This window comes from Rhizobium sp. Root483D2, from assembly GCF_001426685.1.
Classification (GTDB): Bacteria; Pseudomonadota; Alphaproteobacteria; order Rhizobiales; family Rhizobiaceae; genus Pararhizobium; species Pararhizobium qamdonense.
Genome location: NZ_LMFB01000032.1, coordinates 39,744 through 63,608, shown reverse-complemented (window position 1 = coordinate 63,608; position 23,865 = coordinate 39,744). Strand labels below are relative to the sequence as shown.

The window sequence follows — 23,865 nt, the reverse complement described above, 5'->3', positions numbered from 1 at the left end:
CAAGGCTTCAATGAATCAAAATCAAACCGATTTGCAAACCCGATTTATGAGTGCGCGGCCTAGTTGACCGACAGACTACCTTCGGCAATCACAGTCAAAAAAATGCCGCAGCTTTAGCTGCGAGAATGAAATAGCCGGATTTTGCCGTTGATCAACGCAGGCCGAAGAACGAGAGCACTGCGATAACGATGACCACCAAACCAACAATATACACGATGCGATTCATGACGGGTTCCTCCCTGTGTAGACAGAAAAGAGAACGCGGCGCCAAGTACTTGGTTCCATAGCGATCTAAATCCGCCATCGACTGGTAGGGGCTTGCTCACCTCAGGGGACGCACGTGGGCCGTGGTCGGTTTCCTAGTGTTAGAGCTCAGGAGAACACCGTATGAGCATTCCCCCAGTCATGCCGGTTCCCGGCGCAGATCAAGTACCAGTCATCGGAGATCCGCCATCGGTGCCCGTCAAGGCGCCTGAGCCCGATTGGCTTCCCGATGAACAGCCCGTGCCGAATCCGACGAAAACACTGACCCGCAGCGACACGCTAGCTCATATCTGCACGCGCTTAACTGGGGCATGCTTTGCCACTGTGTGAGAATCCATTCGGCAGAGTAGGCGCGTCCGAAGCCATCAAGGCCGCCAGAAATGCAAACTCCCTCTTTTAAGTCGTGCTTTAACGTTCAGGTGACGCCAAACAAACACCGCAGTCCCCGACTGAGGTATGCAAGTGGAGATCTACCGTCCAGGGCTCATTCATTGACATGCTAACAAACAATTTTAACAAAGAAACCGCTCACTTTGTCAGCGGATCGAGAGGCTGCTGACCCGTATGATGAACCGGGTTATCAGGACCTGCGCCTTCTACGGGACCTTTTATGTTTGCAGTTTGGCCTGTTCGCGCCGGCGGTACGGCTTTCCCTTCACCAGAGCCGACTTGGTCGGACATGGGAATCGGTTCTAAATCCATTTCAGGTGGGCGTGGAGTGTCTGTCGCATAAGATCCAGTGTTGGCCCTGTCAATCTCGCGTTCGGCCTGAGCCCAATGATCCTCATGGCGACCGTCCGGGCTTCCTTCAGTTTCCCACAGTGAATAGGCTCGTTCTTTGATTAAACTTGCACGGTCTGTCATGACTTGCTCCCTTCCATGATTTCTAGTCACGAAGTTGAAAAAGCAGACGAAAGTTCCGAACTTTTCTCTGCTCAGTTATTCCAGGCGCTCAATGACGTTGGCTTCACAAATCACGCCAACGCGGTCGCTTTATCAGGTGGGCAAAGCAATGGGCTCTTGGTATTTCGTCGATCTCGACGAGACGCCAGAAGAAGTCGAGGCGATGGTCTCTATACTCGCACGCAACACTGCCCACCTTGCTGGCTGGCTGAGGAACTCAGTATTCGGGCTAAGAGTAAGCGCAATCGAGATGGCTGTAGGCTGAGGATCACGTGCATGATCATGATTCAGAAATTGCCCTCCGTTGAGTGCCTGAACTGGAACAAATGATGTGCGGGAAGGTTTCGCGCTTTAGTTAACGGAGGCAATTTTTATGAAAACTGGACTTCTCGGCTCTGCTGCCATCGCGGTTATATTGTCAATGTCCCCCCAAGCTTCGGCTCAACAGGGCGACGGTACGGAAGTCCAGATCACCACCAACGTCTTCAAACCGAATAAGCTGCCCGCGACGAGCGACCGGATTAGTCAGCTGAAGGTGCCGGAAGGGTTTTCTGTCGAGCCGTTTGCGCAAGGACTTGGCAACAGCCGCATCATAGCCGTCTCGGATCAAGGCTTCGTCTATGTCAGCCGCCGCGAGGAAGGCGACGTCCTGTTGCTGAAGGATGAGGACGGCGACGGCAAGGCCGACAAGGCACCAATGCAGGTCGTCTCCCGTGCCCAGGCTCATGGTCTGGCGATCAAGGACAACAAGCTCTATCTCGTCACCGTGAAAGAAGTGTTTGTCGCTGACATCAAGCAGGACGGTACACTCGGACCGCTCGAGATGATCATCGGCGACCTTCCGGACTCTGGACAGCATCCGAACCGGGTCATGGCATTTGGTCCCGACGGCATGCTCTATATCAGCGTCGGTTCGACCTGCAATGCATGCAACGAAAGCAATGCCGAGAACGCCACTGTCCTGCGCGCCACGCCCGACGGTAAAAGTCGCACGATCTTCGCATCCGGGCTGCGCAACACGATTGGGTTCGACTGGAACCGCCAGACTGGGGAACTATGGGGTCTCGATCATGGCATCGATCTTCTCGGCGACGAAGTACAGCTGGAAGAGCTCAACAAACTCGAACAGGGCAAGCAGTACGGCTGGCCACATGTCTATGGCAAGGGTGATATTTATCCGCAGTCAACGCCTGTCGGGGGACTGACGAAGCAGCAGTGGCGTGACCAGAGCGTGCCGATGGTGCTGGGTTACACCGCGCACGCCGCCCCCATGCAGATGAATTTCTATAGCGGTACGTCATTCCCTGCCGAATATGCAGGCGACGCCTTTGCCACGATGCGCGGCTCCTGGAACCGCAATCCGGCGTCAGGTTACGAAATTGTTCGTATCCGTTTCGAAAACGGTCAGCCGAAATCGATCGAGCCGTTTCTCACCGGTTTCCTGACCGATGGCGGCAAGACGCATTTTGCCCGTCCGGTCGGCCTTGCTGTCGCCAAGGACGGATCACTGCTGATGGCGGATGATACAAATGGCGTGATCTATCGCGTCGCTTATACAGGGACCGCCCAGAAGGTGACGGAGCAGAAGGCGGCGCCTGCAGGCGTCATGGAAGCGCAGGCTGCAAGGGGCGTCGGTGTCCCGCTTGCCAAGGATCGGCCTGAGACGGATGCCAAGCGTGCCCTCAATGTATCGTCGAGCGACTTTGCTACGAACGGCGCCATTCCCATGAAGCAAAGCGAATATGCTGACGGTGTATCGCCAGCATTGCGCTGGAACGCGGTCCCGGGCGCCGTGTCCTACGCGATTGTCATGGAAGATCCGGACTCCAAGCCGATCAAGCCGTTCGTGCACTGGGTCGCGTGGAATATCCCCGGGACTGTGACCAGCCTTCCAGAGGGTCTCCAGGAGCAGTTGCGTCTTGTCGAGCCCGAAGGCGTCCTGCAGGGTCGCAACAGCTCCGGGACCCATGGATATTTCGGACCGAAGCCTCCGGTAGGGGATCCCGCGCACCATTATCATTTCCAGATCCTGGCATTGGACCAGATGCTGGACATCCCACCAACGTCCGACCGTGATGCGTTTCTCGCTGCCGCTTCCGGGCATGTGATTGCCAAGGGCGAGCTGGTTGGCCTCTATCAGCAAAAGATCGAGTCGCCGAAGCAGTAACCGGCTCCTCCCCAATCATGCCTTTGCAAGGAAAACCCATGCTCAAGATCAAGACGAAACTTCGGGCCGCGGGCCTCGCCGTTGTTCTCCTGTCTTCTGTAGCAGGTGTCCAAGCTCAACAAGCTCAGCCAGATCCGCAGATGCAGGTTGTGCTCGATGCCATGAAGGCCCTCGATGCCAAGCCGCTGCACACTTTGAGTGTCCCGGACGCCCGCACGCAAGCGAGCGCTGCCGATGCTGCGCGCACCGTGCAGCGTGACAAGAAGATCTCGCCTTTGCCCGAGGCGAAGGTGGCGACCAAAGATATCGCTATTCCCACTGCCGCCGGAGCGCTGCCGGCACGGGTCTATATCCCGGAAGGTAAGGGACCTTTCCCGGTCGTGCTCTATTTCCACGGCGGCGGCTGGGTGGTCGCAGACATCAACACCTATGACGCGACGCCACGTGCTCTTGCGCTTGGCGCCAAGGCAATCGTAGTATCGGCCGACTATCACCATGCGCCGGAAAGCAAGTTCCCGGCGCAGCACGACGATGCATGGGCGGCCTATACATGGACTGTCGAAAACATTCACACACTGAACGGTGACGCAAGCCGGATCGCGGTTGCGGGCGAGAGCGCTGGTGCCAATCTTGCGGCCAACGTGGCGCTGATAGCGAAAGAGAAGAAAACGACCATGCCGGTTCACCAGCTTCTGGTGTATCCGATTGCCGGCAACGACATGAACACGCCATCCTACCAGGAAAACGCCAACGCCGCGCCACTGGGCAAAGCGGACATGGAATGGTTCGTGGCGAATGTCTTCAAATCCAAGAAACAGACATCGGACCCAAGGATCAACCTCGTCGGCAGAAGTGATCTGAGCGGGCTACCGGGTGCAACCGTGGTCACAGCACAGATCGACCCCTTGCGTTCCGAGGGCCAGGCCTATGCCGACAAGATGAAGGCAGCGGGCGTGGCGGTGAACCTCATCAACGTCGATGGCGTCACGCATGAATTCTTCGGCATGGCCAAGGTACTCGACACGGCCAAAATGGCTGTCGACGCCGCCAATGCCGATCTCGCCAAAGCCTTCGCCAAAAGCAAGTGATCACCCGCCAAGGAGCGCATCGATGAAATTTTCAAACCTCTCCGTTGTAGCGTTTTCCGTGGCGCTTACCGTCCAGCCCCTGATGGCGCAGGAGATGAAACCGAAGCCCGCCGGAGACGCCGCTCCGATGATGGCTATGGACAAGCCGACCTTCGTCAAGACCGTTACGAGCGCTAACGAGTTCGAGATCCGCTCCAGCGAGCTTGCCAAACAGAACGCCGATCAAGCCGGAATCAAATCGGCGGCCGACATGATCATTGCCGATCACCGGAAAGCTGGTGACAAGCTCAAAGCGACGCTCGAAGCCAAGGATAGTGCGCCTGCCGAGCCTGTGAAGCTCGCACCTAAGCACCAGAAGATGCTCGACCAGCTTCAGGCGGCGAGGGGAAAAGACTTTGACATGCTCTATCTCGACATTCAGGCGCAGGCTCATATGGAGGCGGTCGGTCTGTTCCGGACCTATGCCGGTTCAGGGGACGACCAGTCCTTGGTCGGCTTTGCCAAGGAAACACTTCCCAGCCTGGAGACCCACCTCGGACACGTGAAGATGCTGATTGCCGAGCAGCCGTAATCTTGATTCGGTCCCTCGCGTGATCGAGCCGAACATGGAGTTCGCAACACCGAGAGCTAGCGGTTCAAGCAGTCTTTTCTTTTTTAGAGTTTGAGGAGCACCCGATGAAAGCACTGACCTGGCACGGCAAGCACGACATCCGCTGCGATAGCGTTCCTGACCCGGTGATCGAGGACGGACGCGATGCCATCATCAAGGTAACGGCCTGCGCTATCTGCGGATCGGACCTGCACCTCTACAACGGCGTGATGCCGGACATGCACAGTGGCGACATTATGGGCCACGAGACCATGGGGGAGGTCGTCGAGGTCGGCAGGGACAACAAGAAGCTCAGGGTCGGCGACCGGGTGGTCGTTCCATTCACCATCGCCTGCGGCGAATGCTTCTTCTGCAAACGCGGCTACTTCTCAGGTTGCGAGCGGTCCAATCCAAAGCCTGAAAAGGTCAAGAAAATGTGGGGCAACTCGCCTGCGGGCCTGTTTGGCTACACACATCTGCTCGGTGGCTACAGCGGCGGCCAGGCCGAGTACCTCCGTGTCCCTTACGCTGATGTCGGCCCGATCAAGGTACCAGACGGCCTGTCCGACGAGCAGGTATTGTTTCTTTCGGACATTTTCCCGACAGGCTACATGGCCGCCGATTTCTGCAACATCCAGCCTGGTGACACAATCGCCATCTGGGGATGCGGTCCTGTGGGCCAGATGGCGATCAAGTCGGCTTTCATCCTTGGCGCGGAACGCGTGATCGCCATCGATACGGTTCCCGAACGCCTTGCGCTTGCCGAGAAATCCGGCGCGATCACTCTCGATTACATGGATAAGGATATCTACGACAGGATCATGGAACTGACCAACGGTCGCGGGGCAGATGCCTGCATCGACGCCGTCGGCACGGAATCCGATCCTTCTGCAAGCTGGGACGCGCGGCTCGACCGCATCAAGGTCGCGACATTCATGGGCACTGACCGACCGCACGTTCTCAGGCAAGCCATTCATTGCTGCCGGAATTTCGGCACGGTTTCCATCGTCGGCGTCTACGGCGGTTTTCTGGACAAAATTCCGATGGGTTCCGCGATCAATCGTGGCCTGACCTTCAAGATGGCCCAGACCCCGGTCCAGCATTACCTGCCACTGTTGATGGAGCGTATCCAGAAGGGCGAGATCGATCCCTCCTTCATCATCACCCATACGGGAAGCCTGGAAGACGGCCCAGAACTCTACAAGACTTTCCTCGAAAAGAAGGACCGCTGCGTGAAAGTCGTTCTTAAACCATAACAAGAGCGACGACATGCCAGAAGCTTCCAACAAACTCGCGGTGGTCACCGGTGCGTCGTCTGGAATCGGTCTCGAACTGGCCAAAATAGCGGCTGGCGAGGGCTATGACCTCATCATCGCCGCGGACGAAGACCAGATCGATGTGGCGGCCGATATCCTGCGGTCGATTGGCGTGACCGTTGACGCAATGCGGGTCGATCTTTCCACCACGGAGGGCGCGAGGGACTTCGCACGGTTCGTCGCCGATAATGGCCAACCCGTCGACCTCTTGCTTGCCAACGCGGGACGGGGGCTCGGAAAGGGGTTCCTCGATCAGGATCTCGATGAAGCCCTATATGTCGTCAACACCAACGTGATCGGCACGGTATCGCTCATTCATACGATCGCAAATCAGATGCGGTCGCGGGGCCATGGCAAAATCCTGGTCACAGGATCGATCGCAGGGTTTATTCCCGGGATCTACCAAGCCATCTACAACGGTACGAAGGCGTTTTTGAATTCGTTCTCGTTCGCCCTCCGTTACGAACTCAAGGACACAGGCGTCACGGTCACATGCCTCATGCCAGGTCCGACACAGACCAAGTTTTTCGAGCGCGCCGACATGCTCGATACGGAGGTCGGCCAAGCAGAGGACGATCCGGCTGACGTCGCGAAGGCCGGGTTCAAAGCTCTTATGAACGACGAGGGTTACGTCGTGGCAGGCTGGAAGACCAAGCTCCAATCGGTGATGGCGAACGTGACACCAGCCAATATTCTTGCCGAGCAGCATGCCAAGATGGCAGCCCTTAGTAGCGTTAACGACTAAGTGACAAGCCGACGGGTCTGCGGCTCAAAGCGAAAGCTTTGTCGCCGATTTTGTCGTTTGCGGTGAGGTAGCACGATGTTCCGATATAGATCAATTCGATGCTGCCACGCGGCACGAATTTTTCGATGTCGATCGTGCCGCAGTGTCAGAAGCTCATCTCATTAGTGAACGGCAGCACATCATTCCAATTCGAGCGATTTTTTGAACTCGTCAATGCGTTTGGAAGCTTCAGCCTTGCTTAAGTCATCGGCGTAAACCTCAGGCTGGTGGGCCTGCTCTGATAGAGTTTTCAGATATGAGCGCTGTGCACCGGTCATCGGCTCATTTCCGCTGACCCACTCATCCGGGTCTTTCTGCGTGTTGGACGATGTGTCGGTTTTCGGGTTGTCAGTCATAATGATCTCCTGAATTTCAGCAAACGTTCCAATCACCGTCGTTGTTCCCGGTGCCTGGGCAACAGTTTATGGAGTCAAAACGAAAACTCGTCCTCCGCGGTGTTCGTCATCGTTAGAACGAGGCCGCCCACTACGAGATCCGGCGATTTTCGCGCCAGCCAACGTAGCCGAGAGTGTATTTTCGAGATGACCGCTTTCAAATCATACAAACGAGCCGAATTCGCTGAAACGTTCCCCGATTCCGTGATCGCTTCAGAAGTTAAGGCGCCTTTAGTTTTCAAATCAGACATAGTTAAATCTGGAGACGGACCGAAGCACGGCTTTCCTGAATTGGAGTGCATCATATGAGCGACCCCTATAACCTCTTACGCTTCATCGAGGCGCAGGGTCCCGTGTATGACACTGCGCTTGGAGAGCTGAAGCAGGGCCGTAAACGAAGCCACTGGATGTGTTTCATCTTCCCCCAGCTTGCTGGCCTCGGCCACTCTCCAACTGCGCACCGGTTTGCAATTTCCGGGCTCGACGAGGCCCATGCTTACCTTGCCCACCCATTGCTCGGTGATCGTATTCTCAAGTGCACCACCACGATTAACACCGTGCACAATCGCACAGCCAACGAGATTTTCGGCTCTCCCGACGATCTAAAATTACATTCGTCGATGACGCTGTTTCAGGAGACGGCCAACGACCCACAACCGTTCCGGACAGCGATCGAGCGCTATTTTGACGGGAATGCGGACGCGCGGACCTTGAAACTCCTAGCGAAACACAACTCACCATGACGACCGACCCAATGCGTCTTGCGACATGAGCTGCTGCTAAGACCTTCATCCAGACTTTCCTCATGTTTTACAGGGAAGAAATAGACTGGCAACCGTCCTCCAAAACGTCGATCCAAGTTTAATCGAGAAATGCACCGCGTGCGCCGAGAAGCTCATGCGCTAATTTACGGATTGCCTCTTCTGCGACGTCCAACGTCCACCCCATGCTTTCCGCCCTGCGAGCGAGCGCAACAAATACTTCCGGCATGTCTGGCCCAGCCGCAGCCTCGACGCGGACGTTGGCGAGTGAAACGAGATCGTCAAACGATGGCCGAATGGCTTCGACAGCATTATCCAGTGTCGGATCGCCGTCTGGGCGGTGGATTGATTGCATTGGAGGCATTGTGTCGGGTCCTCTTTTTTATGGAGCGGGCTGCGCCTTTAAACAGGCCGCCGGTGAATTCATCAATTGATCACGATCCATTTGCGCTTGAAGCTTGGCTCTGGTTCAGCCCGTCCTGCCGTTTGGCCTCAGGCTGATCGTCGATGTCGACTTCCATCTTGCGCATGGTGTCGTTGATAGTCTGGGCGCTTTCCGTTGCCGACGGATCTCCTCGATGACACACCACGTATAACGGCCGTGTAGAGACGACCTATCCCAATGACCTGACTTATGGAGCGGCTTTGTCACGTGGCCACATCTTGGAACTCCCTGAAGCGATTGGTGATATTTCACCGCAGAGAATTGCGAGATCAACACGCCCAGGGCCTATGCCTTCAACGTGTAGTGCCCCATAGATATCCCACTGCTACCACAATTGCCGCAGTTGCCAGGGGTCGTTCGCTGACAACCTTGCGGAAGTCGCCGAAAAGTGTTTTCGTGTCCTCGACAATCTCGGTCACCAAGGCGGTTGGATCCGGTTTGACGCTGACTCTCTCTGCCTTTTCCGCGTCAGTACGGCCAGAGGGGATAGACGTCGACGTCATGGAAACCGGGTCAGATGCTGGAAATGTATCTTCCAGACCCGTGTCGAGCTCCCCCTTGGCGGCTTGCTCCTGCTGTCGCGCCCGTTCTTGTTGAAGAGATTTGACTGCGGGAGAATTTTTCGGGTTATCGGTCACTATGTACCTCATCTCGCTAATTTAGCCATTTTTGCCTGCAGGATTCTTTCCACTACGCCATCGTCCGTGACTTCGATGAGTTTGAGGCTTCCTGATTTGTGAAGCGCCCCCAATCCACGTTCGATGGCCACGTCGTTGGCCTCCAGTAGAGCCTTCACATTCTCGATGGTCTGGGGCATTGACCCGATCGCCACGAGGTCGCTTTCGATTCGAGGCAGGAAGTAACGCATTCACTTGGTAGTCACCGGATTGCTCCTTAAGAAGGCGGCCAGTTGGATTTGCTCTAACTCACTGGTTGTGCACATGTTCCGATTAGTGATCCAACTCGGTGAAATTTCGGCTGTCGCTGCTTCAGCGTAACGGCAGGCTGTTGAGCAAGCTGTAAAGATCATCCGTCACGGCGGTAGAAAAAAGTCGGCTGTGATTTGATCGCCGTATCGATAGTCGGTTACCTGCGGCCGGCATTCTTAGAGCTGAACGGGCTTAATCGTCGCTACCGAAATCTCGCCTTCGAGCACGCCGCGTGTGAGGTCCAACCGAGCGCGATCGATTTCAATGACGGTATAGAGCTTTTCCGAACGAAACGCGCTGGCATTGCTGGTCGTAACATCTTCGGCCGGGGCGGCGTCGATTTCCATGAAATCAAGTTCGCGCTCTGCAGCAACGATACGGGCATCTCCTGAAGTGCGTGCGGCGACAACAACCACTCCCTGGTGGGGAGAATTGTCCCATCGTGGGTCGTTTGGCTCGGCAATCGGCTCGAGCCGATAGACATTCAGTCGCTCACGCTCAAAGCCACCCGTCGTGACGGCGTCGTCCCTCTGCGCTTTGCTCTCGACAGATTGTCCGAACTCCGTCGGGCTGGTCGCATCGGTAGGACCGACGTGCTTCTGATCGTTGGTTGCGTTCGACATGGTATGGCTCCTCGACCGTCCTGATTTGCTGGATCCGCAGGTCTGCCCCGGATCCAGACTTAATTGTTCAGCCTTCAGCCTTCTGATTGACGACGGTTGTCGCAATCGACGTCAAAGCCAGGTCTGTCGCCTGCTCTTCGTCGAGTGTGGGCTGAAGCAGCCCGGCGGCATCGGTCAGTCCGAGTTCCGAAGCCCATGTGCGAAGGGTGCCGTAGCGCGACATCTCGTAATGCTCTGCCGCCTGCGCTGCCGCCAGAAGTCCGGCGTCGAGGGCAGGGGACCCTTCGTATTCTTCCATGATGTCGGCACCCCCGTCTGTGATCCCGAGAATGGCGTCGCAGGTCTTGGCCTCGGGCTTCTCGCCGATGATCTCGAACACCTGTTCGGGGCGCGCAACATGAACCTCGGTTTCGGCCAGATGCTTGGTAAAGGCGTCCTTGAGCTGGACGCTCGTCGCTGCTTCTTCCATTTTTGGAAGTGTTTCGATGATTTTCTGCTCCGCGAAATAGACTTGTGATGGCTGCTGAACCCAAAATTGCTAAGATAGTTCCATGGTCAATTTGCTGGTGCAATCCAGCGTATTGAACGCTTTGAAATTAGACGTGGGGTTTGGGTGGCCATTGTTGCACTCGTCACCGCCCGGCTTGAATAACCGATCTCGGCCAATAGGATCGAAGGGGTTGACCGTAGTTGGTTATCATCATGCGGTGCGCCATTCTTGCGACGAAGATGGCCACCTGATGGAGGGGAGAGAAGATCTCGTTTAGCGAAGTGGTCAAAAACGCGGTGACGCCCGTAATTCTTCACAAAGGCAGGCGTTGACGGCATGCCCCAGGTGGCCTGTGCAATCTCCCGCTGACCATCCTCTGCGATGCGGATAATTGTTGCCTGATAGACCGGGTAAATATCGAAGCTCGCTTTGTTCCAGCCGGCGAGATCTCCAAGGGCCTTTTTGAACTGGAGAACCGGCACGGGTGGTGGTCACATCGTAGATTTTGCACATCGATCCTCTCCTATTTCCACATGGCTCGCATACGGGCGCCGACATCGATACGGATCTGCTCAGCACTTCGCTCGGAAGCTGCTGCCGAGACCTTCAGCCAGGTTGTGGTCTCGAAAAATTGCAGCAGCGTGGTAGGAATGAACCGCGTCCTCGCCGCATAAACGTGCCGATCCCCTTGAGCGTTCTGCCCGTGGGTAAAAAACCGCTGCGGTGTGACCAGCGCCAAGCTGTCCCTGGCGCGTGTCATGGCGACGTAAAGCAGCCGGCGCTCTTCTTCGAGTTCTTGGCTGGTCCCAGTTCCCAAATCTGAGGGAATGCAACCATCCACCACATTGAGCATGAAGACCGCCCGCCATTCCTGACCTTTTGCCGAATGAATGGTCGACAGGATCAGATAGTCCTCGTCGAGCAGCGGCACACCGGCCTGATCGCTGGTGGCATCAGGCGGATCAAGCGTTAGTTCTGTCAGGAAGCGCTCGCGCGAGGGATAGCCGCTAGCGATCTGCTCGAGTTGCAGCAGATCAGCCTTGCGGGTGTCAGCATCCTCATGGATCCGATCGAGATACGGCTCATACCAAATGCGTGCTTGCCCGATATCCGAAGGCCAGCCATATTCGGTCTTGCGCAGATTAGCGAGCAACTGGACGAAGGATGTCCAATCCTCGCCGGTCTTGGGCGGTGACGGGATTTCGGCAAGGGCCAGCAGCGGCTCCGGGTCGGCTGCCATCGTCTCAAGAATGTTGCCGGCCGTCTTCGGCCCAATGCCCGGCAACATCTGCAGCAGCCGGAAGCCGGCAACGCGGTCGCGGGGGTTCTGGGCGAACCGCAGCACCGCCAGCATGTCCTTGACATGGGCGCTGTCGAGAAATTTTAGGCCGCCGAACTTGACGAAGGGAATGTTGCGGCGGGTGAGTTCGACCTCGAGCGGACCGCTGTGACTGGACGTGCGGAACAGCACGGCCTGTTGCTTCAGCGTGATGCCGCTCTCGCGATTGGCGAGCACTTGGTCGGCGATGAAGTTTGCCTGCTCCGTTTCATCCTTGACGGTGACGAGCTTCGGCGGCTCCAGCGATTGCCGCTCGGTCCACAGGTTCTTGGTGAAGCGCTCGCGGGCAAGATCGATGACGCCGTTTGCCGCAGCCAGGATCGGCTGGGTCGAGCGGTAATTACGGTCGAGCGTGATGATATCGGCGGCCGGGCTGAAGGATGATGGGAAATCGAGGATGTTGCGGATCGTCGCCGCGCGAAACGAATAGATCGACTGCGCATCATCGCCGACGACCGTCAAACCGCCACCGCCGGGTTTGAGCGCCATCAGCACCGAGGCCTGTAGCCTGTTGGTATCCTGGTATTCGTCAACCATCACATGGTCAAAGCGATTGCCGATATCATCGGCAAGATCGGGATCGCTGACCATCTGGGCCCAGTAAAGCAGAAGATCGTCGTAATCGAGCACGTTCTGGACCTGCTTGGCCTCGACGTAAGCGGCAAATAGTTGTTTCAGCTGCTCTTCCCAGGTTGCCACCCAAGGATAGTGCTGGCGCAGGATCTCGTTCAATGGCGTCTGCGAATTGACCGCACGCGAATAGATCGACAGGCAGGTCCCCTTAGTTGGAAAGCGGATTTCGGTCTTGGAAAATCCAAGCTCGTGACGGGCAAGGTTCATCAGGTCCGCACTGTCCTCGCGATCATGAATGGTAAAATCCACGTTCAGACCAATTTGTTCGGCATAGATCCGCAGCAACCGCGCCCCGATCCCGTGGAACGTGCCGGACCAGGCAAGCGCGTCGGTGAGAACCCCGGAATTGGCGCCAAGCACCTGATCGCATATACGCTCGACACGCCGCGACATCTCTGACGCGGCACGCCGTGAAAACGTCATCAGCAGGATGCGGCGCGGATCGGCGCCGTTGACTATCAGATGCGCGACCCGGTGAGCCAGCGTGTTGGTCTTGCCGGATCCGGCGCCGGCGATAATCAGCAAAGGTCCCGCCCTCTGTCCGTCTGCCAGTCCAACGCCGTGTTCCACAGCCTGCCGCTGCTGCTCGTTCAGTTTTTCCAGATAGGCAACCGTCATGCTGTGATCCCCGATAAGTGCCTGTCTGTTCTGGCTGTTTTGGTTTGGATGCCCGTCGCTTGCGCGTCCCATTCCGCCATCCGCGCCCTGCCTACCGCCGAATCAGCATTGACTCATTTGGAGGATAAGAACAAATAATGAACTATCAGCCGCGATAGCCGCTGAAAAGCCCTGAACGGCATGAGAAAGATATCCGCAGCTGTCCTAACTCCGCCTTCAATCCGACAGCTGCAGACTTCTCGAGTGCATCCAGTGCCCTCGAAGGGAGGCTTGAGGGCAAGGTTCTTTCATGCGGACAATAGATCCGGGAACGGAAGGGCTTCCGCGCTAATCTAAACAGCCAGCCTCTTCTCCCGGAACGTTGGCGATCTACGGATTTTCAATATCAACCATCACTAAAGTGGATCAAGTTCCCTCGTAGAGGGTGCCGGAGGGTTCAATCCACGTTTTCGGCCGCACCGGCGAAAGTACGGCTCCCTGCTGCGGTTGTACGGGAGGTGAATCTTCAAATTGTCAGGACGAGCGGCGGAAGACGTCAAGACTTAAGCGCACGTCGGCCCGAGTTATTCCTTCAGCATCTTGAATTTCGATAGCAATCATATTGACAGGACTGATGGGGAGAAAATCTAACGCCAACTCACAGATGGCAACACGGGCCTGCCCAATGGCCTGCTCTAGATCGTCAAATTCAATTTCATCATCAGAACTTGGTGCGGCGAGGTCATACGGGCTCCTAAAAAAAAAGATCGGCATACTTGCCTCCTGCTAACGAGAGCTTGGGTTGGTGGAAGCTCCGTTTCGCCGGCTAGCGGCAGACACAGAAACTCGCATTCTCATCCTTCTCGGGGACTGGTTTAGGCGCTTATCAAGTCGGTATGCGGCAAAAGAGGTTACCCGGTTTTGCGGGATTTCAGCTCCTTTGCAACCGACTTCTTCAATGCGTCCATAATGTTCACAACGTTGCTCTTTTCCTCGTCATCATTCTTCTTGGATTTCGCAGTCATGGCCTTCGACGGCTTTTTGGATTTCTTCTTATCCGCTATCAGCTTCAGCAAGCTTTCCTGGATCGGGTCGGACGCCATTTCCGGCGACCAGTCCTTCAGCCGTTTTTTAATCACTGCCTCAAGTGCGGAAACGCCTTTAGGATCTGACTTTTTATCTATGCCTGTAAAATATTCGCTTTCCGGCCGCACTTCATCTCCGAAGCGAAGGGTCCAGACGACGATGCCTTCGCCGCGCGCCTCCAGCACGACCGCCCGTTCCCGACGACTGAGGACAACGCGAGATATGCCGACGACATCCTCTGCCGCCATAGCTTGCCGTATGACCGCGAAAGCTTCGTCGCCCATTTTGTCGTTTGCGGTAAGATAGTACGGGGTTTCGAGATAGATCCATTCGATGCTGCCACGCGGAACGAACTTTTCGATGTCAATTGTCCGGACCGTCTCCAATTCGACGGAGTCCAGATCCTCGTCGGTCAGGAGCACATAATCGTTCTCACCGCGCTCGTAGCCCTTTGCTTCGTGTTCATCATCGACGGGCTTGCCGGTCACGCTATCCACGTACTGGGAGACCACCCGGTTCCCGGTATCTTTGTTCAGCGTATGAAAGCGGACTTTTTCGGAGTCATAAGTGGCTGGGGTCATTACCACAGGGCAGGTGACGAGCGAGAGCTTGAGGTAGCCTCTCCAATATGGGCGGCGCGGTGCCATCGATCAGCTCGCCTTCTTTTGTGCGGGTTTCGCCCGGCTTTTGGTGGATTTGGAAGCTGTGGCCTTCTTGCCCGAATTGGCATTGGCGGCCTTCGGCTTGCTTGCCGCCAGCTTATCCATACCGGCGCTCTCGCGCAGAGCCTTGAGTAGGTCGTTCGGCCTGGAAACCTTGATGGGCTTGGGCTTCGGCAGAGTCTTGCCCTCCGCCTTCGCCTTCACCAGCGCGGCGAGGGCATCCTCGTAGCGATCATCGAATTTCGCGGGGTCGAACTCGCCCTTCTTGGTAGTGATGATGTGCTTGGCCAGATCGAGCATCTCGGCTTCGATCTTGACCTTCGCCACCTCTTTAAAGATTTCATCGGAAGAGCGGACTTCGTAATCGTAATTGAGGGTCGTTGCGATCATGCCCTTGCCGTGCGCCCGGATGAGGACAGTTCGCATACGGCGGAAGAGCACAGTGCGAGCAATCGCCGTGGCACTGGTCTTGATCAGGGCATCCCGGATGCTGGTGAAAGCGTCATGATCGGCTTCGTCTACCGGGACCAGATAGTAGGGCTTATCAAAATAGATGTCGTCGATCTTACCGCAGGGGACGAATGCTTCGGCTTCCAACATTTTGTCAGAGTCAGGGACAACCGCTGCCACTTCATCGGGATCAATCACGATGTAATCACCGTTGCCGGTCTCGAAGCCCTTCACCTGTTGGTCGCGGTCCACGACTTCCTCGGTCTCACTGTCGATGAACTCGCGTTTCAGGCGGTTTCCGGTGCTCTGGTTGATCATATGGAAGCTGATCCGCTCGGATGTCGAGGCTGCCGTGTAGAGGCCCACGGCACAACTGATTTCACCAATCTTCAGGTGACCTTTCCACTGAGCGCGATGTGCAGCCATTTCCGTCCCTTTAAGTCCGTTCCGGAGGAAACTCAACGCCGCCTAGTTAGTTCCGGCGTTTTCGTTGGGATGGATCATCGTCATTCAGGGCGAAGGGTCAATGTTGAGGTTTCAGTGCAATCGCAGAAAAACCAGTCGCCGAACAGTATGGCAATGAAACCACTGGGGGACCAACAGCGTTTGAATGGGTGATAGAACATAAAGGACAAGTTGCCATGGCAGACGACAGCACTACAACAATACGAGCAACGTTCGAAACACGTGCGGCAGCTGATCTCGCCGTCGAACACCTTGTTCAGCAACACGGTATTTCAAGGCCCGACATTTTCGTCCAGTCCGCAAGTCGTGAAAATACCGCCGGCTCCAAGCCATCCGGTGGTGATGCCTCGCATGAAGGCGGCGCTCGCCAAGATGGGGCATTTGAAGGCGAGATCGAGGTCTCTGCGGATATCGCCGCTGATCAGGTCGCCGCCGTCCAACGAAGCTTCGGAGATGCCGGAGCGGTCCGCGTTTCGGGCAAATAGCAGTTTAAGGGCCGACTTGAGATCGGCCCCGTTTCTCTTGCGTCAGGATTATAAACCATGGCCGACAATCTCTTGACGTACCGCGGCAAGCGCGATTTTAAAAAGACCGCCGAGCCCAGTGGAGAGGCGAACGTCAGTGCGTCCGACCGTCGTCGGTTCGTGATCCAGAAGCATGACGCGACGCGCCTTCACTACGATCTTCGGCTGGAGCTGGACGGAGTGTTTAAGTCCTGGGCGGTGACAAGAGGTCCCTCACTCGATCCCGGCGACAAGCGCCTCGCGGTTGAAGTGGAAGATCATCCGCTCGACTACGGAGATTTTGAAGGCACAATCCCCAAAGGTCAGTACGGTGGCGGGACAGTTATGCTGTGGGATCGAGGCTATTGGGAGCCGGAGGGAAAAAAGACACCGGAAGAGGCGCTCGCCAAGGGTGATTTCAAGTTCACGCTTGAAGGCGATCGCCTACATGGCAGTTTCGTGCTCGTCCGCATGCGGCATGATCGCGATGGCGGCAAACGCACCAATTGGCTGCTGATCAAGCATCATGACGATTATTCTGTCGAGGAGAACGGCGCAGCCGTGCTTGAGGAGAACCATACATCGGTTGCATCCGGCCGGACGATGGAGGCTATCGCATCCGGCAAAGGCAAAAAACCCAAACCGTTCATGCTGCAAGGCGGCGCGGTGGAAGCGGATGCGGTGTGGGACAGCAATCATGGTCTTGCCGCCGAAGAGCGCAAGGCCGGGTCAAAGACAGCCACCAAGTCAGCGAAGAAGCCGGCGGCCGCCAAACGCGCGAAATCTTCGATGCCGGACTTTGTCGCTCCCCAGCTTTGCGAGACCCTGGCGCGACCGCCAACTGCACATGGCTGGATCCACGAGATCAAGTCCGATGGCTATCGCATCCAGATGCGGGTCGAGAACGGTGAGGTCACCCTGAAGACCCGCAAGGGCCTGGACTGGACGGCGAAATGGTCTGCCATTGCTGTGTCGGCGTCTAAGCTTCCCGACTGCATCATCGATGGTGAGATCTGTGCCCTCGATGAAAACGGCGCTCCCGATTTCGCTGCGCTGCAGGCTTCGCTGTCGGAAGGCAAGACGGACGACCTGGTCTTTTTCGCCTTCGATCTCCTGTTCATTGGGGACGAGGATCTGCTTGAATTGCCGCTCACCGCGCGAAAGTACAGGCTCGCTGCATTCTTGTCCGACGTTGGCGACGATCCCAGGCTCCGCTTCGTTGAGCATTTCGAAACGGGCGGCGATGCGGTGCTGAAATCTGCTTGCCGCCTGTCTCTGGAAGGTATCGTCTCGAAACAGGCTGATGCACCCTATCGGTCCGGCCGCACGGATACCTGGGCGAAATCGAAATGCCGTGCTGGGCATGAAGTGGTCATAGGTGCCTATGCCACGACCAATGGCAATTTCCGCTCACTCCTCGTCGGCGTCAATCGCGGCAACCACTTCGTATATGTTGGCCGGGTCGGTACCGGATATGGCGCAAAGGTTGTCGAAACGCTCTTGCCCAAGCTGCGCGAGATGGAAACCTCGAAGTCACCCTTCACTGGCATCGGTGCGCCGAAGAAATCGTCCGACATAGTCTGGCTCAAACCCGAATTGGTCGCCGAAATCGAGTTCGCTGGGTGGACAGGTGACGGCCAGGTCCGACAGGCGGCGTTCAAAGGCTTACGCGAAGACAAGCCGGCCGACGAGGTCGAAGCCGAGACGCCGGCCTCTCCGGTCGAAAACGAGGTGCCTGATCCGGATACGGACAAGCCGGCGCCCAGGAAGTTTCGCAGGGGCGCGAAGGCGGAAGTGATGGGTGTGATAATCTCCAGCCCGGAAAAGCCGCTTTGGCCAGATGCCGGTGACAAAGAACCGGTTACCAAGCTCGATCTCGCGCAATATCATGAAGCCGTCGGCTCGTGGTTGATCGAACATATCAAGGGGCGGCCGTGCTCGATCATCCGCACCCCAGATGGGATCGGCGGCGAGCAGTTCTTCCAGCGCCATGCCATGCCCGGAACATCCAACCTGCTTGAGCTCGTCACCGTCTTCGGGGACAAGAAGCCGTATCTGCAGATCGACCGGGTCGAAGGCTTGGCCGCAATCGCCCAGATCGGCGGCGTCGAGCTTCATCCCTGGAACTGCGAGCCTAACCAGCCGGAAGTTCCGGGGCGGTTGGTGTTCGATCTCGATCCAGGTCCAGATGTTGAATTCTCCACCGTCGTCGAGGCCGCACGAGAAATCCGTGACCGTCTCGAAGACCTGGGGCTTGTCAGCTTTTGCAAGACCACCGGTGGTAAAGGCCTGCATGTCGTCACGCCGTTGGCCGTGCCGAAGGGCAAGAAACTCAGCTGGGATGAGGCGAAGGGCTTCGCCCACGATGTTTGCCAGGATATGGCGCGCGACAATCCGGAGCTCTACCTGATCAAGATGGCGAAGAACCAACGCGAGGGCCGCATCTTTCTCGACTATTTGCGCAACGATCGCATGGCGACGGCGGTTGCGCCTTTGTCGCCGCGCGCACGTCCCGGTGCGACAGTTTCGATGCCGCTTAACTGGAGCCAGGTGAAAACAGACCTGGATCCCAAGCGGTTCACGATCCGCACCGTGCCCGAGTTGTTAAAGAAGAGCACCGCCTGGCAAGACTATTGCGACGGGCAGAGACCGTTGGAACAAGCCGTCGAGCGGCTGGCAAAATCCCGAAAGGCGGCGGCTTGAGTATGGCCACAAGCGATTGAGCGATGGATAGAGAGACCGAGCCACCCGTCGGAGCAACGACTGATCTTCCGCATGATCGCATCACGGTTCAGCGGTTTCGTGAGTCGTTTCCTCGTGCCCGGTGGAACGATAGGCTGAACGCCTGGTTCGTGCCGGGCCGCACTGCCGGCAAGCGCATCGGACGATGGCTCGCGGAGATGGAAGCCGAAGCCGATGCCTTTGCGGACGAAAAGGGCAGGGATGCGTTCGCGTTCGATCCGATCAAAAGCCGCTACCTCGACGCGGCGCCATCCGGTTTGCAGATCCGGACACCCTATTCGCGCACGGTCGTCACCGAAATCCGGGAAATTCGATTGGCGCGCTGGGATGCGGATCGCCGGCTGTGGGTTATCCCTTACCGGTCACTGGATGAGCTACGCCAACGATGGCTAACGATCGAGGCAGCGGCCGAGCGTAACGAGCCCGATGTGCGAAAGGCCCGGCGTGAGGCGTTGAAAGGCACCGAGGAAGATGACGCCGCTAAGGCGAGAACCAGTGAGCGCCGCCGAAAACGTTATCCCGTACCTGTCGATGACGTGCCCCCATTCGATCGTGCGATCGGTACGCACGTGGGCGTCGTCATCTTCACCGATACACATGGCGAGCTGGCAGATCCAGAAGCTGTATACGCGTTCTATTTTCAAACGAAATCAAACAGTGAATACGTCTGGGCGGCTTGGCGGCCGGCGTCTCTTGAGGAACTGGTCACGACATGGCCGGCCCGAACGCCGCCGGGCGAACGGGAAGTGGCCCGCGGCTGGTGGGTGCCGGATCTGGACGAACTTCGGATTGCGCGGCAGAAGGCCAGATCGACACGGCGTGCTCAGCAGCGACGGCAGGAAGATTAGAGTCGAATGGAGGCCCCTTTGATCGGGAACATGCGATGAATGAGATGGAAAGATTTCAGCGGCTGCCACCTGTGGAGCCGCGCGAGATGACCGGGCTGTGGACTGGACGGGGTATCCCATCCGGCCACCCTCTGGACGGCGTGCTCGAAAACCTTGGTTGGTTTGGCAAACGGTTCTCGGCTCAGATGCGTGCCGACGCGCTGTTGTTCCGCGGAGGGGAGAAGCGCCTCGTCGCCACCGATCCGGCCTGGATTCCACTCCGTCTGGCACTCCGTTTCCACAAGATCGGCAGGAGCCGAGCCGCAAGCAACCTGTTTTCCTTTCTGCTGCGCCGGCTGAGAGCCAAAGGTCCGGTAGCATCATTGAAAGCCGTGCCGTTCCAAGGGGTGACAAGTGCTGCGATGGTCTACGACACCCAGCCCATCGTCGATCATTTCCGCAAGGTCGACGATAATCGCCTCGTGGGAGCCATGGTGATCGAAGGTGACGAGCGCGTCTATTTCTTCGAGCTCGAGCGCGTTAAAGATGTGTGAACTGATGCGGCAGGCTCGGCCTGCCGCATCAAGCTAGTTTCGCCGCCGCGAATGGAGCGAAGAGGAGAAGCTTCAGATTGTCGCCGAAAGTCATAGCGGCGAGATGTCGGTCAGTGCTGTTGCGCGGCGGCAAGGTTTGTCGCCTGGTCAGTTGTTCACCTGGCGGCGGAAGTCGCGGAAACAATCGGAGCAGACGTCTACGCCGATGTTCGTGCCAGCGGTGATGGATAAGCCTGCAGATATGCCTTTGAGAGCAACGGTAGTTAGAGAGCGTGAAGTTGAATGAGATCCCGCAGGGACGATTGGCTGTAGCCCAGATGCGTCCTCCGGGGCCTCCACGATGGAGCGGCAGATAGAAAGTCCCATACCAATGCCATCAGGTTTCGTGGTGGAAAACGCGCAAATAAGTGAGAACGCTCTAAATGTCCGTAACGTTCATTTGCCGGGCAGATCGTTGCGCGCCTCGACCCTCGCAAAACAATACTGCGGTAGGGCACTTTAGTCTGCATGTTGTGGTTGTTTTGTTTGCTTCTTCGCGAAATCCCGGGCAGCCTGAATAAATGCGCTGAACGCGGCTGGCGGATTTTTCCTGCCGGGATAGTATAAAGCCAGTGGCGCCAGCGATGGAGTCCAATCCTCGAGAACGCGCACCAGTCGGCCGGCCGCAAGATCATCACGCACGTCCGCTTCCATAACGTATCCGAGCCCGACGCCATTTTGTGCCGCTATCCTGACAAGGCTCGATTCGTCGAGAGTGATCGAGCCTTGTACATCGATCTGGACAGCCTCCCCGTCCTTTTCAAATTTCCACCGAAACAAGGCGTTGTTGGGAAGCCGAGCGCGGATGCAACGAAACCGGTAAAGGTCGGCTGGGACGATTGGCTTTCCGTGAGTGCGCAGGAAGTCTGGCGATGCAACAACTGCATTGCTGCGCTTCAAACCGAGCGGTACGGCGATCATGTCGGCCGGCACCAGATCAGCCGGCCTCAAGCCCAGGTCGAAGCCCGCGGCAACGATGTCAACGATCCGTCCCTCCGTGACCAGATCAATATGCACCTGAGGGTAGCGCTGCATGAACGACATTATGAGCGGTTCCATGACCTCGCGCGCTGCTGTCGCGAAGGCGTTGATGCGCAATGTGCCCGACGGAGTGTCCTGAAGCGATTGGACCGTGAGCATAGCATCGTGGATGTCCATCATTGCGGGGCCAACCCGCTCGGCAAAAGTTTTTCCAGCGTCGGTGAGCGAGACGCTACGCGTTGTACGGTTGAACAGGCGAACGCCAAGACGCTGCTCAAGCTTTGCAACGGCGTTGCTTAATGCTGTTGTGGACATGCCGAGCTCAAGCGCGGCCGCTCGAAACGAGCCCAGGCGCGCGATGCTGAGAACGGCGTCCAGATCGACTAAAACAGAGCGCGTCATTATTCCTCTTTTCGTAATTCCACATCCTTCTTTATCCCAGTTATCGTGTCAACGGTCCTGCCTTAAATTGTGCTTATCGAACTCAAACGGGAACGAGGCCTCCAGCGCGCGATGCTGGAATTGATGGAGGATCATAATGACAATCAAACTTCCCAAGGCGATCGAAGCGTATTTCGAAGCCGACCGGACTGGCAGCCCGGACGCGATCGCTGCCACTTTCACTTCAGACGGCATCGTGAAGGATAAAGGCAAGACCCACCGCTGTGGTGATGCCATCCGCGCCTGGATGGCTGATGAAGCTCAGCAATACAGCTACACGGTGGAACCCTTCTTGATTGCCACCGACAACGGGAAAAGCCAGGTAACGGCCCATGCCGTCGGCGACTTCCCGGGCAGCCCGATCGATCTGCGCTTCTTCTTCGTCCTCGCGGGCGACAAGGTCGCCGAACTGGAGATCACAGTATGACACAGTTCCTCACCTTGCAGGGCCGTCGCGCCCTCATCACTGGCGGCACTTCGGGGGCCGGCGCTGCAGCCGTTGCGCTGTTCAAGGAGCTCGGTGCCAGCGTATTGACCACCGCTCGTAAGAAGCCTGTTGACCTCGCGGGAGCGGCGTTCGTCGAGGCCGATCTGACCACCACGGCGGGGGTACAGACCGTCGTCGATGCGGTGCATAGAGAACTCGGCGGCCTTGATATCCTTGTGAACATGCTGGGCGGCTCTTCAGCCCCTTCAGGCGGCTTCGCGGCGCTCACCGACGAGGACTGGGAGAAGGAGTTCGCCCTTAACTTCTTTCCGGCGGTCAGACTGGATCGCGCTTTGATCCCTGGCATGGTCGCCCAGGGAAGTGGTGTCGTCATCCACGTCACCTCGATCCAGAGAAACCTTCCGCTACCCGAGGCGACGACCGGCTACGCTTCAGCCAAAGGAGCCCTTAACACCTACAGCAAAAGCATCTCCAAGGAGGTTTCTCCGAAGGGTGTGCGGGTGGTACGGGTCTCTCCGGGCTGGATCGCCGATCCGGGTGCAAATGGTCTAGCGCTGCGCATCGCCGCGGAAGCCGGCATCGAGTACGACGCCGCAGTGCAGGTGATCATGAAATCGCTCGGTGGCATACCGCTTGGGCGACCGGCCAAACCGGAAGAGGTCGCCGATCTGATCGCATTTCTTGCATCGGATCGGGCAGCATCGATTACAGGGACCGAGCACGTCATCGACGGCGGGACCGTCCCGACCGCTTGATCGTTCAGTCAGCTCAAACTCTTACAGGTTAGGCGGGTGCGTCCCACCCGCCGATCTGGGAGTAGATCGCGTCACGAAGATGCCGCACGTCGCGGTTCAAGGCTGCAAGTTCCGGAGGGGTCTGGGTCGAGGCTGCCAGCAAAGTATCGCTGAGGCAGCCTGCCCTGTGCTGCAATGCACGACCTTGGTCTGTCAGCGCAACCAGAACCTGCCGTTCGTTGTTCAGGTTGCGCGTCCGACTTAAGTGTCCGGCTGTTTCAAGACGCTTTAAAAGCGGGGTGAGCGTGCTGGATTCCAAGGCGAGCTGATCTGCGATGGACACTACAGTCTGCTCGTCTTTTGCCCAAAGAACGTTCAGGACGAGATATTGCGGATAGGTCAGTCCCAGCTCGTCGAGAAGGGGCTTGTAAGCGCGCTGGATGGCAATGCCGGCCGTGTAAATCGCATAGCACAGCTGGTGGCGCAGGGGCGGGGGGTCGTTATGGCGTTGGGTCATTTTGAACTCCTGTAGCCATCCATATAATCCAACTTATCACGAAAACCAATATCGCGATAAGATTCATATTGACGCGCGGCTGGAGATGTGAAA

General features: G+C 57.1%; 25 protein-coding genes and 2 pseudogenes. 13 read left to right on the top strand and 14 right to left on the bottom strand.

What is annotated here, in order from left to right; translation table 11 throughout:
- Window positions 1–792: 792 nt before the first annotated feature.
- Window positions 793–1,128: a DUF2934 domain-containing protein gene (locus ASD32_RS30105; RefSeq protein ID WP_082546867.1), complete on the bottom strand. Its 336-nt coding sequence runs from the start codon at window positions 1,126–1,128 to the stop codon at window positions 793–795.
- A 66-nt stretch (window positions 1,129–1,194) separates the two neighbouring features.
- On the opposite strand from ASD32_RS30105, the pseudogene ASD32_RS30750 reads away from it, so the two are divergent.
- The 6 genes and pseudogenes from ASD32_RS30750 to ASD32_RS21435 all read left to right on the top strand — a co-directional run.
- A pseudogene (locus ASD32_RS30750) lies at window positions 1,195–1,432 on the top strand (hypothetical protein); the annotation flags it as partial.
- Window positions 1,433–1,588: 156 nt separating this feature from the next.
- Window positions 1,589–3,334 carry a YbhB/YbcL family Raf kinase inhibitor-like protein gene (locus ASD32_RS21455; protein ID WP_210171114.1) on the top strand — a complete coding sequence of 582 codons (1,746 nt, stop codon included), beginning with the start codon at window positions 1,589–1,591 and terminating at the stop codon, window positions 3,332–3,334.
- 38 nt (window positions 3,335–3,372) lie between these two features.
- Window positions 3,373–4,422, top strand: a complete 1,050-nt coding sequence (locus ASD32_RS21450; RefSeq protein WP_082546866.1) for an alpha/beta hydrolase — start codon at window positions 3,373–3,375, stop codon at window positions 4,420–4,422.
- A gap of 22 nt (window positions 4,423–4,444) precedes the next feature.
- Complete coding sequence (locus ASD32_RS21445) at window positions 4,445–4,993, top strand: DUF4142 domain-containing protein (RefSeq protein ID WP_060640092.1); 549 nt, start codon at window positions 4,445–4,447, stop codon at window positions 4,991–4,993.
- Between the two features lie 104 nt (window positions 4,994–5,097).
- Window positions 5,098–6,267 (top strand): zinc-dependent alcohol dehydrogenase, encoded by a 1,170-nt coding sequence (locus ASD32_RS21440; RefSeq protein WP_060640091.1) that lies wholly within the window; start codon window positions 5,098–5,100, stop codon window positions 6,265–6,267.
- Window positions 6,268–6,280: 13 nt separating this feature from the next.
- Window positions 6,281–7,072, top strand: a complete 792-nt coding sequence (locus ASD32_RS21435; protein WP_060640090.1) for an SDR family NAD(P)-dependent oxidoreductase — start codon at window positions 6,281–6,283, stop codon at window positions 7,070–7,072.
- A 179-nt stretch (window positions 7,073–7,251) separates the two neighbouring features.
- On the opposite strand, the gene ASD32_RS21430 is transcribed toward ASD32_RS21435, so the two are convergent.
- The gene (locus ASD32_RS21430; RefSeq protein WP_060640097.1) at window positions 7,252–7,467 is read right to left on the bottom strand and encodes a DUF3072 domain-containing protein; all 216 of its coding nucleotides are present in this window, start codon (window positions 7,465–7,467) and stop codon (window positions 7,252–7,254) included.
- A gap of 344 nt (window positions 7,468–7,811) precedes the next feature.
- On the opposite strand from ASD32_RS21430, the gene ASD32_RS21420 reads away from it, so the two are divergent.
- Entirely contained in the window at window positions 7,812–8,249 is a 438-nt protein-coding gene (locus tag ASD32_RS21420; RefSeq protein ID WP_060640088.1) for a DUF1810 domain-containing protein, read from the top strand.
- Window positions 8,250–8,367: 118 nt separating this feature from the next.
- Here the strand turns inward: ASD32_RS21420 and ASD32_RS21415 are convergent, their stop codons facing one another.
- From ASD32_RS21415 to ASD32_RS21375, 10 genes and pseudogenes are all read right to left on the bottom strand, one after another.
- Window positions 8,368–8,631 carry a hypothetical protein gene (locus ASD32_RS21415; protein ID WP_156383284.1) on the bottom strand — a complete coding sequence of 88 codons (264 nt, stop codon included), beginning with the start codon at window positions 8,629–8,631 and terminating at the stop codon, window positions 8,368–8,370.
- Window positions 8,632–9,005: 374 nt separating this feature from the next.
- Window positions 9,006–9,350, bottom strand: a complete 345-nt coding sequence (locus ASD32_RS21410) for a hypothetical protein (RefSeq protein ID WP_244490224.1) — start codon at window positions 9,348–9,350, stop codon at window positions 9,006–9,008.
- An 8-nt stretch (window positions 9,351–9,358) separates the two neighbouring features.
- Complete coding sequence (locus ASD32_RS21405) at window positions 9,359–9,529, bottom strand: hypothetical protein (protein ID WP_156383283.1); 171 nt, start codon at window positions 9,527–9,529, stop codon at window positions 9,359–9,361.
- A 288-nt stretch (window positions 9,530–9,817) separates the two neighbouring features.
- Window positions 9,818–10,264, bottom strand: coding sequence for a hypothetical protein (locus tag ASD32_RS21400; protein ID WP_060640084.1), 447 nt, complete (start codon window positions 10,262–10,264; stop codon window positions 9,818–9,820).
- A gap of 67 nt (window positions 10,265–10,331) precedes the next feature.
- Window positions 10,332–10,775, bottom strand: a pseudogene (locus tag ASD32_RS21395) (DUF892 family protein); the annotation flags it as partial.
- Window positions 10,776–10,819: 44 nt separating this feature from the next.
- Window positions 10,820–11,236, bottom strand: a complete 417-nt coding sequence (locus ASD32_RS30740) for a hypothetical protein (RefSeq protein ID WP_244490223.1) — start codon at window positions 11,234–11,236, stop codon at window positions 10,820–10,822.
- 41 nt (window positions 11,237–11,277) lie between these two features.
- Window positions 11,278–13,344 (bottom strand): ATP-dependent helicase, encoded by a 2,067-nt coding sequence (locus ASD32_RS21390; RefSeq protein ID WP_060640082.1) that lies wholly within the window; start codon window positions 13,342–13,344, stop codon window positions 11,278–11,280.
- 513 nt (window positions 13,345–13,857) lie between these two features.
- Window positions 13,858–14,097 (bottom strand): hypothetical protein, encoded by a 240-nt coding sequence (locus tag ASD32_RS21385; RefSeq protein WP_060640081.1) that lies wholly within the window; start codon window positions 14,095–14,097, stop codon window positions 13,858–13,860.
- A gap of 137 nt (window positions 14,098–14,234) precedes the next feature.
- Complete coding sequence (locus tag ASD32_RS21380; RefSeq protein WP_060640080.1) at window positions 14,235–15,056, bottom strand: Ku protein; 822 nt, start codon at window positions 15,054–15,056, stop codon at window positions 14,235–14,237.
- Window positions 15,057–15,059: 3 nt separating this feature from the next.
- Complete coding sequence (locus ASD32_RS21375; RefSeq protein WP_060640079.1) at window positions 15,060–15,947, bottom strand: Ku protein; 888 nt, start codon at window positions 15,945–15,947, stop codon at window positions 15,060–15,062.
- 215 nt (window positions 15,948–16,162) lie between these two features.
- Here ASD32_RS21375 and ASD32_RS29095 point away from each other — a divergent pair, with 215 nt between their 5' ends.
- From ASD32_RS29095 to ASD32_RS21360, 4 genes are read left to right on the top strand one after another with little or no spacing between them, the layout of a single operon-like run.
- Entirely contained in the window at window positions 16,163–16,471 is a 309-nt protein-coding gene (locus ASD32_RS29095) for a hypothetical protein (protein WP_082546863.1), read from the top strand.
- A 57-nt stretch (window positions 16,472–16,528) separates the two neighbouring features.
- A complete protein-coding gene (gene ligD, locus ASD32_RS21370; RefSeq protein ID WP_060640078.1) occupies window positions 16,529–19,192 on the top strand; it encodes a DNA ligase D in 2,664 nt (887 codons plus the stop codon).
- Between the two features lie 23 nt (window positions 19,193–19,215).
- The gene (locus ASD32_RS21365) at window positions 19,216–20,079 is read left to right on the top strand and encodes a hypothetical protein (RefSeq protein ID WP_060640077.1); all 864 of its coding nucleotides are present in this window, start codon (window positions 19,216–19,218) and stop codon (window positions 20,077–20,079) included.
- Window positions 20,080–20,114: 35 nt separating this feature from the next.
- A complete protein-coding gene (locus tag ASD32_RS21360; RefSeq protein ID WP_060640076.1) occupies window positions 20,115–20,612 on the top strand; it encodes a DUF4334 domain-containing protein in 498 nt (165 codons plus the stop codon).
- Window positions 20,613–21,110: 498 nt separating this feature from the next.
- On the opposite strand, the gene ASD32_RS21355 is transcribed toward ASD32_RS21360, so the two are convergent.
- Window positions 21,111–22,034, bottom strand: coding sequence for a LysR family transcriptional regulator (locus ASD32_RS21355; protein ID WP_060640075.1), 924 nt, complete (start codon window positions 22,032–22,034; stop codon window positions 21,111–21,113).
- A 136-nt stretch (window positions 22,035–22,170) separates the two neighbouring features.
- Between ASD32_RS21355 and ASD32_RS21350 the strand changes: the two genes are divergently transcribed.
- Both ASD32_RS21350 and ASD32_RS21345 read left to right on the top strand, forming a co-directional pair.
- Window positions 22,171–22,500, top strand: coding sequence for a nuclear transport factor 2 family protein (locus ASD32_RS21350; RefSeq protein ID WP_060640074.1), 330 nt, complete (start codon window positions 22,171–22,173; stop codon window positions 22,498–22,500).
- On the top strand, window positions 22,497–23,276 hold the full coding sequence (locus ASD32_RS21345; RefSeq protein WP_060640073.1) for an SDR family oxidoreductase: 780 nt from the start codon (window positions 22,497–22,499) through the stop codon (window positions 23,274–23,276). Before ASD32_RS21350 ends, ASD32_RS21345 begins: the two co-directional genes overlap by 4 nt.
- Window positions 23,277–23,304: 28 nt before the next feature.
- Here the strand turns inward: ASD32_RS21345 and ASD32_RS21340 are convergent, their stop codons facing one another.
- Window positions 23,305–23,772, bottom strand: a complete 468-nt coding sequence (locus tag ASD32_RS21340) for a MarR family transcriptional regulator (protein WP_060640072.1) — start codon at window positions 23,770–23,772, stop codon at window positions 23,305–23,307.
- Window positions 23,773–23,865 lie beyond the last annotated feature (93 nt).

Excerpts from the sequence above, each read along its gene's own strand:
- ASD32_RS21430 (WP_060640097.1), bottom strand. The coding sequence starts at position 7,467 with ATGACTGACAACCCGAAAACCGACACATCGTCCAACACGCAGAAAGAC.
- ASD32_RS21445 (WP_060640092.1), top strand. The coding sequence starts at position 4,445 with ATGAAATTTTCAAACCTCTCCGTTGTAGCGTTTTCCGTGGCGCTTACC.
- ASD32_RS21415 (WP_156383284.1), bottom strand. The coding sequence starts at position 8,631 with ATGCCTCCAATGCAATCAATCCACCGCCCAGACGGCGATCCGACACTG.
- ASD32_RS21380 (WP_060640080.1), bottom strand. The coding sequence starts at position 15,056 with ATGGCACCGCGCCGCCCATATTGGAGAGGCTACCTCAAGCTCTCGCTC.
- ASD32_RS21440 (WP_060640091.1), top strand. The coding sequence starts at position 5,098 with ATGAAAGCACTGACCTGGCACGGCAAGCACGACATCCGCTGCGATAGC.
- ASD32_RS29095 (WP_082546863.1), top strand. The coding sequence starts at position 16,163 with ATGGCAGACGACAGCACTACAACAATACGAGCAACGTTCGAAACACGT.
- ASD32_RS21345 (WP_060640073.1), top strand. The coding sequence starts at position 22,497 with ATGACACAGTTCCTCACCTTGCAGGGCCGTCGCGCCCTCATCACTGGC.
- ASD32_RS21350 (WP_060640074.1), top strand. The coding sequence starts at position 22,171 with ATGACAATCAAACTTCCCAAGGCGATCGAAGCGTATTTCGAAGCCGAC.
- ASD32_RS21450 (WP_082546866.1), top strand. The coding sequence starts at position 3,373 with ATGCTCAAGATCAAGACGAAACTTCGGGCCGCGGGCCTCGCCGTTGTT.
- ASD32_RS21455 (WP_210171114.1), top strand. The coding sequence starts at position 1,589 with ATGTCCCCCCAAGCTTCGGCTCAACAGGGCGACGGTACGGAAGTCCAG.
- ASD32_RS21405 (WP_156383283.1), bottom strand. The coding sequence starts at position 9,529 with ATGCCCCAGACCATCGAGAATGTGAAGGCTCTACTGGAGGCCAACGAC.
- ASD32_RS21400 (WP_060640084.1), bottom strand. The coding sequence starts at position 10,264 with ATGTCGAACGCAACCAACGATCAGAAGCACGTCGGTCCTACCGATGCG.
- ASD32_RS21340 (WP_060640072.1), bottom strand. The coding sequence starts at position 23,772 with ATGACCCAACGCCATAACGACCCCCCGCCCCTGCGCCACCAGCTGTGC.
- ASD32_RS21420 (WP_060640088.1), top strand. The coding sequence starts at position 7,812 with ATGAGCGACCCCTATAACCTCTTACGCTTCATCGAGGCGCAGGGTCCC.
- ASD32_RS21365 (WP_060640077.1), top strand. The coding sequence starts at position 19,216 with ATGGATAGAGAGACCGAGCCACCCGTCGGAGCAACGACTGATCTTCCG.
- ASD32_RS21435 (WP_060640090.1), top strand. The coding sequence starts at position 6,281 with ATGCCAGAAGCTTCCAACAAACTCGCGGTGGTCACCGGTGCGTCGTCT.
- ASD32_RS21355 (WP_060640075.1), bottom strand. The coding sequence starts at position 22,034 with ATGACGCGCTCTGTTTTAGTCGATCTGGACGCCGTTCTCAGCATCGCG.
- ASD32_RS21375 (WP_060640079.1), bottom strand. The coding sequence starts at position 15,947 with ATGGCTGCACATCGCGCTCAGTGGAAAGGTCACCTGAAGATTGGTGAA.
- ASD32_RS21390 (WP_060640082.1), bottom strand. The coding sequence starts at position 13,344 with ATGACGGTTGCCTATCTGGAAAAACTGAACGAGCAGCAGCGGCAGGCT.
- ASD32_RS21360 (WP_060640076.1), top strand. The coding sequence starts at position 20,115 with ATGAATGAGATGGAAAGATTTCAGCGGCTGCCACCTGTGGAGCCGCGC.
- ASD32_RS21385 (WP_060640081.1), bottom strand. The coding sequence starts at position 14,097 with ATGCCGATCTTTTTTTTTAGGAGCCCGTATGACCTCGCCGCACCAAGT.
- ligD (WP_060640078.1), top strand. The coding sequence starts at position 16,529 with ATGGCCGACAATCTCTTGACGTACCGCGGCAAGCGCGATTTTAAAAAG.
- ASD32_RS30105 (WP_082546867.1), bottom strand. The coding sequence starts at position 1,128 with ATGACAGACCGTGCAAGTTTAATCAAAGAACGAGCCTATTCACTGTGG.